The 11,907-nt window shown below is 61.1% G+C and carries 10 protein-coding genes; 5 read left to right on the forward strand and 5 right to left on the reverse strand.

All coding sequences use genetic code 11. The features are described from left to right. Positions 1 to 348 precede the first annotated feature (348 nt). The gene (locus ACL0K2_RS21420) at positions 349 to 573 is read right to left on the reverse strand and encodes a DUF2061 domain-containing protein (RefSeq protein WP_045161367.1); all 225 of its coding nucleotides are present in this window, start codon (positions 571 to 573) and stop codon (positions 349 to 351) included. A 255-nt stretch (positions 574 to 828) separates the two neighbouring features. Between ACL0K2_RS21420 and ACL0K2_RS21425 the strand changes: the two genes are divergently transcribed. The 5 genes from ACL0K2_RS21425 to ACL0K2_RS21445 all read left to right on the forward strand — a co-directional run bounded on the left by ACL0K2_RS21425 (position 829) and on the right by ACL0K2_RS21445 (position 5,590). Then, positions 829 to 1,143: a DUF485 domain-containing protein gene (locus ACL0K2_RS21425; RefSeq protein ID WP_045161368.1), complete on the forward strand. Its 315-nt coding sequence runs from the start codon at positions 829 to 831 to the stop codon at positions 1,141 to 1,143. Next, the gene (locus tag ACL0K2_RS21430; RefSeq protein WP_045161369.1) at positions 1,143 to 2,798 is read left to right on the forward strand and encodes a cation acetate symporter; all 1,656 of its coding nucleotides are present in this window, start codon (positions 1,143 to 1,145) and stop codon (positions 2,796 to 2,798) included. Before ACL0K2_RS21425 ends, ACL0K2_RS21430 begins: the two co-directional genes overlap by 1 nt. A gap of 180 nt (positions 2,799 to 2,978) precedes the next feature. Continuing rightward, positions 2,979 to 3,785 (forward strand): SDR family oxidoreductase, encoded by an 807-nt coding sequence (locus ACL0K2_RS21435; protein ID WP_045161370.1) that lies wholly within the window; start codon positions 2,979 to 2,981, stop codon positions 3,783 to 3,785. A gap of 110 nt (positions 3,786 to 3,895) precedes the next feature. Continuing rightward, complete coding sequence (locus ACL0K2_RS21440; protein WP_045161372.1) at positions 3,896 to 5,041, forward strand: MFS transporter; 1,146 nt, start codon at positions 3,896 to 3,898, stop codon at positions 5,039 to 5,041. Between the two features lie 126 nt (positions 5,042 to 5,167). Then, complete coding sequence (locus ACL0K2_RS21445) at positions 5,168 to 5,590, forward strand: hypothetical protein (protein WP_045161373.1); 423 nt, start codon at positions 5,168 to 5,170, stop codon at positions 5,588 to 5,590. 3 nt (positions 5,591 to 5,593) lie between these two features. Here the strand turns inward: ACL0K2_RS21445 and ACL0K2_RS21450 are convergent, their stop codons facing one another. The 4 genes from ACL0K2_RS21450 to ngg all read right to left on the reverse strand — a co-directional run bounded on the left by ACL0K2_RS21450 (position 5,594) and on the right by ngg (position 11,857). Further along, positions 5,594 to 5,824: a YheU family protein gene (locus ACL0K2_RS21450; RefSeq protein WP_045161374.1), complete on the reverse strand. Its 231-nt coding sequence runs from the start codon at positions 5,822 to 5,824 to the stop codon at positions 5,594 to 5,596. A gap of 9 nt (positions 5,825 to 5,833) precedes the next feature. After that, positions 5,834 to 8,593, reverse strand: a complete 2,760-nt coding sequence (locus ACL0K2_RS21455; RefSeq protein ID WP_413043386.1) for a 7TM diverse intracellular signaling domain-containing protein — start codon at positions 8,591 to 8,593, stop codon at positions 5,834 to 5,836. Positions 8,594 to 8,803: 210 nt separating this feature from the next. Beyond that, entirely contained in the window at positions 8,804 to 10,003 is a 1,200-nt protein-coding gene (locus ACL0K2_RS21460; protein WP_045161378.1) for an osmoprotectant NAGGN system M42 family peptidase, read from the reverse strand. A gap of 111 nt (positions 10,004 to 10,114) precedes the next feature. Then, entirely contained in the window at positions 10,115 to 11,857 is a 1,743-nt protein-coding gene (ngg, locus tag ACL0K2_RS21465; RefSeq protein ID WP_045161379.1) for an N-acetylglutaminylglutamine synthetase, read from the reverse strand. Positions 11,858 to 11,907 lie beyond the last annotated feature (50 nt).

Here is an 11,907-nt window from a genome sequence, read left to right on the forward strand (position 1 = left end):
CGATTCCGTGGCGATGGCATTGTTATGAGGGAACATCCTTATCAGGCCTCTGCGACCGGTGGCTGGGTGTTGAAACGTGCGATTGCCGATCTGGCGCTCAGCTTTGTCGTTGCGTGTCCTGCATCTCCTAGCGGACGCTGATGACAAGATGCCACCGAAGCGCAGCGCGTCAAACATTGACCACAAAGGGACCAGCTGGTTGCGTCGTGCCCGTTCGGCGACAACCTGCAGGCTCGGGATGGTGAGCCCTGAGGATATGCACCGGCACCCGGCGGGCTTTTGCTAGCCGCTGCATCGCTATGGGCGAGGCGGGACACTGCCGGCGAGTCTGCCTGTGAGCGGCCAACTTCAGGCCTGATGATGTAGCCAGGCGTGAGCGGGAATCTTTTCATGCACGGTTTGGCGCTTTTCCAGCCGCTGCCAGACCTTCTCGTGGAAGTAGAAACCAACCGAATTGCAAAGCGGTTCGATTGCAGCCACCAGACCGCCGGCAGCCACACTTCCCGTCAGGGCGTAGGTCACCGTAAAGGCGATGCAGAAGTGCATCAGGGTGAATGTGATTGTCTTGGTCATGAAGCCCCCTTCAGAACAGAGTTGAGAATTGTTCTCTGCTGGTTGGGAGTCTCGCTTCGTCATGCCTCTATTGGAAATCGTCGCGCTTGATGGTCGGGATAAATCCGCTCTATCTCTGTTGAACTGATTGGAAAGGCTCTAGCCCGGCGGTTCTACAAAATAAAAACCAGACTATGGTCGAGTGGTGTTCGGTCTGGCGGGCCCTAAAGTAGCCGCCTGCCCTCATCAGTGGGCGGAGATACGGTGGAGACAGAAATGCAAAATGAAGATGTTTACCGGCAGATCTATGCCAACCCGCGCTTCCAGGAACTGGTTGCAAAACGTGGTCGCTTCGCCTGGCTGCTGTCGGCCGTCATGCTCGGCGCTTATCTCGCCTTTATTCTGTTGATTGCATTCGAGCCAGCAGTCCTGGGTATCCCGCTTGCCGCCGATACCGTGACCACCTGGGGCATTCCGGTGGGTGTCGGCGTGATCTTCATGGCGTTCATTTTGACTGGCGTCTACGTCCAGCGTGCCAACGGCGAATTCGATCGTATCAACCAGGAAATCCTCAACGAGGCTCAGCAATAATGATTGTGCGTTTATTGATGGCAGTGGCGCTAATGGTTGCCTCGCCTTTGCTACTGGCCGACGCCCTCACTGGCGACGTGCAGAAACAGGCGGTCAACTACACGGCCATTGCCATGTTCGTTGCCTTCATCGCGTTCACGATGGGCATCACCAAATGGGCGGCCAAGCGCAACACGTCGACATCCGACTATTACACCGCCGGCGGTAGCATCACCGGTTTTCAGAACGGCCTGGCAATCGCCGGCGATTTCATGTCCGCAGCATCATTCCTGGGTATTTCAGCACTGGTCTATACCAGCGGCTACGACGGCTTGATCTATTCCATCGGTTTCCTGGTCGGTTGGCCGGTCATCCTGTTTCTGATGGCTGAGCGCCTGCGCAACCTGGGCAAATTCACCTTCTCCGACGTGGCGTCTTATCGTCTCGGTCAGACGCAGATCCGCATCCTCTCGGCCTTCGGCTCGCTGATCGTGGTGGCTTTCTACCTGATCGCCCAAATGGTCGGTGCCGGCAAGCTGATCCAGCTGTTGTTCGGTCTCGATTATTACGTCGCCGTGGTGCTGGTTGGCGTACTGATGGTGATGTACGTGCTGTTCGGCGGCATGCTGGCAACCACCTGGGTGCAGATCATCAAGGCGGTCCTGCTGCTGTCCGGCGCCAGCTTCATGGCGATCATGGTGATGAAGGCGGTCGACTTCGACTTTGGCAGTCTGTTCGCCGAAGCGGTGAACATACACGAGAAGGGCGCTGCGATCATGAGTCCGGGCGGCCTGGTGTCTGACCCGATTTCTGCGATCTCTCTCGGTCTGGCCCTGATGTTTGGCACTGCCGGTCTGCCGCATATTCTGATGCGCTTCTTCACCGTGGCCGATGCCAAGGAAGCCCGCAAGAGCGTGTTCTACGCCACTGGCTTCATCGGATATTTCTACATCCTGACCTTCATCATCGGTTTCGGCGCCATCCTGCTGGTCAGCACCAACCCCCAATTCAAGGACGCAGCGGGCGCCATCATTGGTGGCACCAACATGGTCGCCATCCACCTGGCGAGCGCCGTCGGCGGCAACCTGTTCCTCGGCTTCATCTCCGCGGTGGCCTTCGCGACCATTCTTGCCGTTGTGGCCGGCCTGACCCTGGCGGGCGCCTCGGCGGTTTCCCATGACCTGTATGCCTGCGTGATCAAGAAGGGCAAGGCCAAGGAAGAGGACGAGATGCGCGTCACCAAAATCACCACCCTGACGCTCGGCGTCGTGGCGATCCTGCTGGGCATCATCTTCGAGAAGCAGAACATCGCCTTCATGGTGGGGCTGGCCTTCTCGATCGCGGCCAGTTGCAACTTCCCGGTGCTGTTCCTTTCCATGTACTGGAAGGGCTTGAGCACGCGGGGCGCACTGGTCGGGGGCTCGTTGGGCCTGGCCACTGCGCTGATCCTGACCATCATCAGCCCAACCGTATGGGTCGATGTGTTCGGCTATGCCGAGGCCATCTTCCCCTACAAGTACCCGGCGCTGTTCTCGATGGTCGTCGCGTTCGTGGGCATCTGGTTCTTCTCGGTCACCGACAAGTCCAAGTCGGCGGGTCTCGAGCGCGAACGTTTCTTCTCGCAGTTCGTTCGCTCGCAGACCGGACTGGGTTCCAGCGGAGCGGTTGCTCACTGATCGCGAACTCGCAGTACCGAAAGGCAGCCTCAGGGCTGCCTTTTTTGTGTCTGGCGATGGCCATGCTGGCTGCCAATCGGGCTCGGGACATGGCCGTCATTCAGCATTTCGATAGAGGCCGGAGCCCAGGCCGGCTTTCGCTAGACTCGTGGCAACTCAACGAACAAAAGGTTACAAACGATGCAAAACCGCATGATGGTCACTGGCGCCGGTTCAGGTCTGGGTCGCGAAATCGCTTTACGCTGGGCTCGCGAGGGCTGGCAATTGGCGCTCTCGGATGTCAACGAGGCCGGTCTGGCTGAAACGCTGAAAATGGTTCGTGAGGCCGGCGGCGACGGTTTCACCCAGCGCTGCGACGTGCGTGACTACAGCCAGCTGACGGCGCTGGCGCAGGCCTGTGAAACCAAGCTCGGCGGTATCGACGTGGTAGTCAACAATGCCGGCGTCGCGTCCGGTGGCTTCTTCGATGAGCTGTCGCTGGAAGACTGGGACTGGCAGATCGCGATCAACCTCATGGGCGTGGTCAAAGGCTGCAAGGCCTTCCTGCCGCTGGTGCAGAAGAGCCGCGGCAAGATCATCAACATCGCCTCCATGGCCGCGCTGATGCAAGCACCGGGCATGAGTAATTACAACGTGGCCAAAGCCGGCGTAGTGGCGCTGTCGGAGAGCCTGCTGGTCGAACTCAGACAGCAGGAAGTCGGCGTTCACGTGGTCTGCCCCTCGTTCTTTCAGACCAACCTGATGGATTCCTATCGTGGTCCGACGCCCAACATGAAGGCGCAAATCAGCAAGTTGCTCGAGGCATCGCCCATCACTGCCGCCGATATCGCCGATTACATCTATCGGCAGGTGGCCGAAGGCGCATTCATGATCCTGCCGCACGAGGAAGGCCGCATGGCCTGGAAGATCAAACAGCAGAACCCGCAGGCCATCTACGACGAGATGGCCGCGCTGGCGGTGAAGAAGCGCAACAAGAGCAAAACCTGACTGTTCGGTCCGTTTTGCTTGCCGTGACCTGGGGTCGGGAGTAGGGTTGCCTGTCCGATCCTAGTCCGACTCGTGGATTCACTGTGAAAAACCCATCTCGCTGGCTGCTCATGCTGGCTCTGGTGCTCGCCGCCATCAATCTTCGTCCCGGTATCACTTCTTTTGCGCCCCTGATCGAACGCATCGCGGCGGAACTTGACCTCAGCCGAAGCCTGATCAGCCTGACCACGGCGTTGCCTGTGCTGCTGATGGGCTTGCTGGCACCGCTGGCACCGCGGCTGGCCGTGCGTTTCGGTCTGGAGCGGACCATAAGCCTGTGCCTGGGCCTTATCGGTGTGGCGCTGGTGCTGCGACTGTGGGGCGAAAGTGCGGCGGTGCTGATCGGCACGGCCGCCATGGTTGGTGCCGGGATCGCGGTCGCAGGGCCGCTGCTGTCGGGCTTCATCAAGCGCTATTTTCTCGATCGCATGGGCAAAACCGCTGCTTTCTATTCGTTGAGCATGGCCGTTGGCGGCACCATCGGTGTGGTGCTGACGGCACCCGCGACGCAATGGTTGGATGAGCGCTGGACCTGGGGGCTTGCGCTCTGGGCAATACCGGCGCTCCTGGCGCTGACGTTCTGGTGGCAATTACCCAATCAGCCGGAGGCCGCTGTAGAGCGGCGCGCCGGGCTACCCTGGGGCGAGCCGCGCGCCTGGCTGGTGAGCATCTACTTCGCCCTTCAGGCCGGGTTGTTCTACGCCTTGGCGACCTGGTTGGTTGCGCGTTACCACGAGGTCGGCTTCAGCCTGTTGCAGAGCAACGCCTTCTTCAGCGGCTTCATGCTGATCGGTCTGCCCAGCGCATTCGCCATGCCCTGGTTGGCCCAGCGCTTCGGTAAACGGCACCTGCTGATGGCTTGCTGCGGAGTGCTGGCTACGGCCTGTCTGCTGGTCATCGCCTGGGTTCCGCAGGTCCAGCCGCTAGGGGTCTGCATGCTGTTGGGCGTGGCCTTGAACGGCACTTTCTCCATGTCGCTGGTGCTGCCGATGTATGAAGCAAGCACACCGCTGGCAGTGAGTCGCCTTACCGCAATGATGCTCTGCACCGGCTATTGCCTGGCGTGCTTCACGCCGGTACTGACCGGTCTGGGTCGTGATATTGCGGGCGACTATCGCGGGCCGTTCCTGGTGCTCGCGAGCATGGCGGCAGTAATGTCGGTGCTCGCCTTGCGTCTGGCTCCGCGGCGTGACCAAACGGCAGCAGCTGCCGCCTGAAGTCATCGAGACGAGGTGTGGCCTGCGTCACCGCCTGGATAACGCGAAGTCGCGAGAGCCGCAGTAGACCCTGGAACGCCAAGCGGATTTGGTTGAACATGTCGGGCTTTCTTCTGGAGTGTCCCTGTGGAGCCGGAATCCATCGTTTACGGCAGCATCCGCGACTGGCCCTCGGCCGATGTCGAGCAATGCCGGCTGCGCCGTACGGTCAATCGCCGTGCACTGAACAGTCTGCCGCAAGGCGAGGGTTGGCCCTTCATCGGCCGTGAGATGTTCTCCTGCTGTGCCGGCGATGGGTTGTATCAGACGCAGGTGATTCATTTCGGCGCCAGCTACCGCGCAGTCGAATACGAATGGGCGCTCTGGGTGCGCAACTTCGAAGCCCTGCTCGACGAGCTCTACTGGACCAGTGCGGTGGTCCATCTGGAAACCGAGCTCAACGGCACGCACACGTTTCGCTGGGAAACCGAAAGCGGTTCGCACAGCCCGCATCAGCGTGATCTGCGCATGCGCTGCGCCTGGGAGCGTGACGGCGGCGTGCTGGGTTGAGGCTCAGTCCAGCAGCCATTCCTTCGGCACGTCGCGCCTGAGCGCCAGCTGACATTGCTGGTGATCCGCATCGAAGACGATCACCGCCGTACCCTTGCTCAACGCCTGACGTACCCGTTCGACACGGGTTTGCAGCGGCGTCTCGTCGCCGTTGTCGGTGCCCTCGCGAGTCACGAAATCCTCGATAAGGCGGGTGAGGGTATCGGGTTCGAGCTGGTCATGGGGAATGAGCATGGAGTCGGCTCAGGTGGGATGGTTGGGTTCGGTAATCGGGGAGCTTAAAAAGCGATCCAGACAAGCATACAGCTGCTCGGTGTCCAATGGCTTGCCGATGAAGTCGTCCATACCGGCCTCGCGGCCCTGCTCGCGATGATCGTCGAGGACATGCGCTGTGAGCGCAATGATTGGCACCGGTGCGAGACCCTGTTCAGCTTCAATGCGGCGAATCTGCCGGCTTGCCTCAAAGCCGTCGAGCTCCGGCATCTCGCAGTCCATCAGGATCAACTGCGCGGCGGAGGGATCATCGCGATAGGCCGTCACGGCACGGCGACCATTCTCGGCGATCATCACTTCGTAGCCACGCTTGCGCAACAGGCTGGTGACCACCATCTGACTGACCGGATTGTCTTCGGCCACGAGAATGCGTGAACGTGATGTCGCCGCGTTGTGGTCTAGCCTGGCCGCATCGACTGGTGTACGGCCCATCGGCTGATAGAGCCGATGTAGCGCATCACGCAGTGGGCCAAGCAAAAGCGGTAGTGGCAGATTGACCAGCCGCAGCGTTGGCGCCAGGACCAATGATTCGGTTTGCGGGGGGCACAGTAGCAGCACGCGCTGATTCGGCTGGAGCTGGTTGCTCAGCGATGCCAGCCAGTCCTGAGGCCTTCCGGGCCACGGCGACATCAGAACCAGCAAGGGTGTCGTGGCGTGATCGTCCAGGTAGCGCGGCAGTCGTTGTGGCTCTTCGCAGCGCACCACCCGCATGCCCCAGCGCATCAGCAGATTACCCATGGCGTCGAGCGCATGGACGTCTTGAGAGGCCATCACCGCAGTACGGCCTTCGAGCAGTGCGGTGAGCGGATCATGGTTGCCGCACGCGTCGTGCAGCGGAATGGAGAAACTGAAGCGGCTGCCCTGGCCCGGTGTGCTCTGGACGTCAATCTGGCCGCCCATCATTTCCACCAGTTCCTTGCTGATCACGAGTCCCAGGCCACTGCCGCCGTAGCGGCGATTGGTACTGGAGTCGCCTTGGGCGAAGGAGACGAACAACTGTGCGAGCACCTCGGCGCGCATGCCGATGCCGCTATCGGTTACCGAGAAGGCCAGCCTCCGGGCATCGGCCGGCCCTTGAGTCGTGACTTCCAGCATGACGCAGCCGCGCTCGGTGAACTTCAGGGCATTGCTCAGCAGGTTCAGCAGCACCTGCTTGAGTCGGGTCGGATCGCCCCGTTGTCGCCGTGGCACGCCCGTCGCGAGGCTCACATGCAGGCGGAGCTCCTTTTCCAGCGCCTGGGCGGTGAACAGACTGATGGTCTCGGAAACCAGTGCTTCGAGGTCATATTCGATATCTTCCAGAACCAGTTTGCCGGCACCGATTCGGGCGTAGTCAAGGATGTCATTGATCACCGACATCAACGAGGCGCTGGAGCTGGAAATGGTGTCGAGATAGAAGCGCTGGTTGCGGTCCAGCGAAGTTTCGCGCAGCAACTGAAGCATTCCGAGCACACCGTTGAGCGGCGTGCGGATCTCATGGCTCATTTTCGCCAGGAAGCGGCTTTTGGCCTGGTTCTCGCTTTCCGCTCGCTCGGCGGCCTGGCGCGAGCGGAAACCTTCCTCCTTGAGCAGGTTGATACGGTCGGCAAGGCCAATGGAAAGCGTGATCAGCTCAAACGCGATACCGACTTTGACGATCGACGAGCCGTACAGACCGAGCAGGTTGAAGCCCAAGGAGCCAGCAGTGACGACGACGAAGGTTATCAACAGCACACCCCACGCCAGGGTGTAGTAGAGGCCGTACCGAACACCACGGCGCCAGACGAACGCACCGGTTAGCAATAGGCCGATGGACGTGCTGATCACCATGACGCTGGCCAGAATGCTCCAGGTTTGCAGATCGAGGACCAATCCGGACAGCAGTGCGCCAAACGACACAAGGAATGCCACCAGCAACGCGAAATCGAGCCGTGGAAAATGCTCGCGAGTGTGTAGAAAGTGGCGACTGAACTGGATCGAGACCAGGCAGTGGCTGAGCATCAGGGCATAAATGCCCAACGCGACAAAGCCGCCGTCATCGTTCAGCCATTTGACCAGCAGACCATCGAAGCTCAGCGCAAACAGGCCCACGTTGAGGTTGTAGACCAGATACCAGAAATAGGCCGGCTCGCGCAGCGATACAAACAGGAACAGGTTGTAGCAGAACATCGCGAACAGCACGCCGTAGAAGGCGCCAACGAAGCCCATCGACTCTTCGGCCGCCGCCGCGTTCGCAGCGTAGCTACTGAAATACAAGGGCACGTACAGCGTGCTGGTGCTTTGTACGCGCAGGAGCAGTGTCGAGTTGCCAGGTTCCAGGTCGATCGGAAACCAGAGATTACTGACTTTGACCGAGCGTTCGCTGAACGGTTGGCTGTCGCCTGACTCCTGTCGGCTTATACGGCCGTCCGGATGGCGCACATACAGTTCGATGTGGTCGAGCAGTGGGTAGTTGATCTCGACGAAACCGCCGATGGCCTTGCTCAGCTGGTTGTCCAGGTCGACGCGAAACCACCATGTGTCGCTGTTCTTGCCCTTATTGACGTGCTTGTCGGTAACCGGCTCGAACGTCTTCTCCGGCAGGTCGAACACCTCGGTTACGCCCAGTTCGGCGGCGGGGTCGCGCAGAAAATAGGTCCAGCTGCCCAGTGATTGACGGAAATCCTCCGAGTCCACCGGGACGGGAGCAAATGCCCAGCTCTGAACAGACAGGCAAAGGAGGAAGAAGGCCAGGCAAAGACGCGGCAACATGTTGAGACCCGGAATCGTGCAAAAGTCGCAGGCGGATCAGGCGCGGTAGCCAGATCACGCGACTGCGCGCAGTTTTCAGTAACGCGAATGGCAAGCCAGGTTCGCCTGAGGCAATCCATATATTTCAGACACTTGCGACTTTGCCCGGATCGAAGCCGCCTCGCAATCGGCAATTGCCTCAACTTGGCGGCGCATCATGAAACACGAAGCTCAATCGGACGAATCGTCAGATCGCTTGTCGAAGATCGAATCGACTGGTGGCACGCGGGTGTCGTTCTCCATCTGAGCGTCGTGCTCGAGCTGATGACTGAAGTTTTCCAGGGAATCCTGGCCCGTGTGTGCGTCGCTGGCGAATACTGGCGGACTGAGCAGGTAGCTGCAGACCAGGCGGCTCATCGCGGCAAGGCTGTCGATATGGGTGCGCTCATAGCCATGGGTTGCGTCGCAACCGAACGCGACCAGGGCGGTGCGGATATCGTGCCCGGCGGCGATCGCCGACTGGGCATCGCTGTGGTAGTAGCGGAACAGGTCGCGGCGCACTGGGATGTCGTGGCCTTCGGCCAACTTGATCAGGTGTCGCGACAGATGGAAATCGTATGGGCCGCCGGAATCCTGCATGGCAACCGTGACGGCGTGTTCACTGGATTCCTGGCCTTTGGCGGTCGGCGCGATATCGATGCCGACGAACTCGCTCACATCCCATGGCAGCGCGCCCGCTGCACCGGAGCCGGTTTCTTCGGTGATGGTGAACAACGGGTGGCAGTCGATCGGCAGCTCCTGGCCGCTCTCGACCACGGCCTTCAGGGCCGCCAGCAGCGCAGCCACGCCAGCCTTGTCGTCCAGGTGACGGGCGCTGATGTAGCCGCTGTCGGTGAACTCCGGCATCGGATCGAACGCGACGAAGTCGCCGACGTGGACACCCAGCGCAACGGTGTCGGCACGGCAGGTAGTAAGGGCATCCAGGCGTAGCTCGACATGGTCCCAGCTGATCGGCATTTCATCGATTGCGGTATTGAACGCGTGCCCAGAGGCGAGCAACGGCAGCACGCTGCCGCGAATCACTCCGGTGTCGGTGAACACGCTGACGCGGCTGCCTTCGGCAAAACGGCTGGACCAGCAGCCGACCGGCGACAGCCCCAGTCGGCCGGTTTCGTGGATTTCACGAACGCTGGCGCCGATGGTATCCAGGTGCGCGGCGATCGCTCGATCGGGGCTGTCCCGACGGCCTTTCAGCGTTGCGCGGATCGTGCCGCGGCGGGTTAGCTCGAAGGGGATACCCAATTCCTTCAAGCGTTCGGCAACGTAACGCACGATGGTGTCGGTGAAGCCGGTAGGGCTGGGGATCGCCAGCGTTTCCAACAACACGCGTTGCAGGTAATTGAGATCGGGTTCGGGAAGCTTTGCAGTCATGATCGATCCTTGTGGGGCAATGGATGGATGCCGCCATGCGGTTGAATGAATGCGAGTGAGGCCTGTCACGAAGGAGGCGGCGATGGCCGCCAAGTCCTTACTGCCTTCTGTCTAGAGGGTGTTGTGGCTTAGCGGAAACAGCAAATCGATGAATCGCTCCGCGGTTGGCTGAGGGTGATGGTTGGCCAGACCGACACGCTCGTTGGCCTCGATGAATACATAGTCCGGTTGATCCGCGGCGGGCACCAGCAGGTCCAGCCCGACCACTGGGATGTCCAACGCCCGCGCCGCGCGAACGGCGGCGTCGATCAGTTCGGGGTGCAACTGGTCAGTGACGTCCTCGAGGATGCCACCGGTATGCAGGTTCGCCGTGCGACGCACCACGAGATGCTGCCCGCGCGGCAGGACGCTTTCGTAGTCGAAACCGGCATCTTCGATGCAACGCTGGGTTTCCTTGTCGAGCGGGATGCGGCTTTCGCCACTGGTGGCGGCCTGGCGGCGGCGGCTCTGGGCTTCGATCAGCTCACGGATGCTATGGCTGCCGTCGCCCACCACTTCGGCGGGGCGGCGGATGGCGGCCGCGACCACTTCGTAGCCGATAACCACGATGCGCAGATCGAGCCCCGCGTGGTAGCTCTCGATCAGCACCCGTTGATCGAACTGTCGTGCCTGGGTAATCGCGTCCTCCAGATCCTCGACGTTGCGCAGGTCCACCGATACGCCGTGGCCCTGTTCGCCGTCGACCGGCTTGACCACCACGCTGCCGTGCTCCTCGAGAAACGCCGCGTTGCTTTCTGCCGACCCCGCCAGCTGCTGGGCCGGAAGCTTGAGCCCAGCCCTTGCCAGGGTACGGTGGGTGAGGCATTTGTCCTGGCACAGCGTCATGCTGACGGCAGAGGTCAGGTCAGACAGCGACTCGCGACAGCGCACCTTTCGCCCCCCCTGGGTGAGGGTGAACAGGCCGGCCTCGGCGTCATCGACACTGATCTCGATGCCACGCCGGCGTGCCTCGTCGACGATGATTCTGGCGTAGGGGTTCAGCTCCGCTTCCGGGCCGGGACCTAGAAACAAGGACTGGTTGAAGGTGTTCTTGCGCTTGACGGTGAAGGTTTGCAGGTCACGGAAGCCGAGCTTGGCGTACAGCGCCTTGGCCTGCTTGTTGTCGTGCAACACCGACAGGTCCAGATATGCCAATCCCCGTCCCTTGTAGTGCTCGATCAGATGGCGAACCAGCGCCTCGCCCACGCCTGGGCGGGTACAACTGGGTGCGACCGCCAGGCACCAGAGACTGGAGCCATTCTCGGGATCGTTGAACGCCTTGTGGTGGTTGATGCCCATGACGCTGCCGATGACTTGCCCGGAGTCGTCGTCCTCGGCCAGCCAGTACACCGGACCGCCCTGTTCACGCGGTGTGCACAGCTCAGGGTTGACCGGCAGCATGCCGCGCGACTGGTACAGGCAGTTGATCGCGTTCCAGTCCGCTTCGCTCTGCGCGCGGCGGATCGCGAAACCACGGAAACTGCGGCGGGCGGGGCGGTAGTCGGTGAACCAGATACGCGAGGTGTCGGACGGGTCGAGAAACAGCTGCTGCGGCGCGTGGGCCAGCACCTGGTGCGGTGCCGCCACATACAGTGCGATGTCGCGTTCGCCGGCCTGCTCATGAAGCAGGTCGGCGGCCAGGTCCGCTGGGTCCGAATAGGTGTTGCCGATCAGGATCCGCCCCCAACCACAGTGCAGCGTGACGGGCGCCTGTGGCTCTTCCTGGCCGTCCTCGGCGAGGCGTTGCTGCAAGCGCTCATAGGTCGGCGTCTGGCCGCGTAACAGCCGCTGTCCGTAGGCTTGAGACTTCTGCATGGTGCTTTCCTTGAAGCTGCCGTGACGTCGCGCAACGCAGGCGAAACAAT

It is taken from the genome of Pseudomonas sp. YJ42 (genome assembly GCF_047225135.1).
Taxonomy (GTDB): Bacteria; Pseudomonadota; Gammaproteobacteria; order Pseudomonadales; family Pseudomonadaceae; genus Stutzerimonas; species Stutzerimonas stutzeri_E.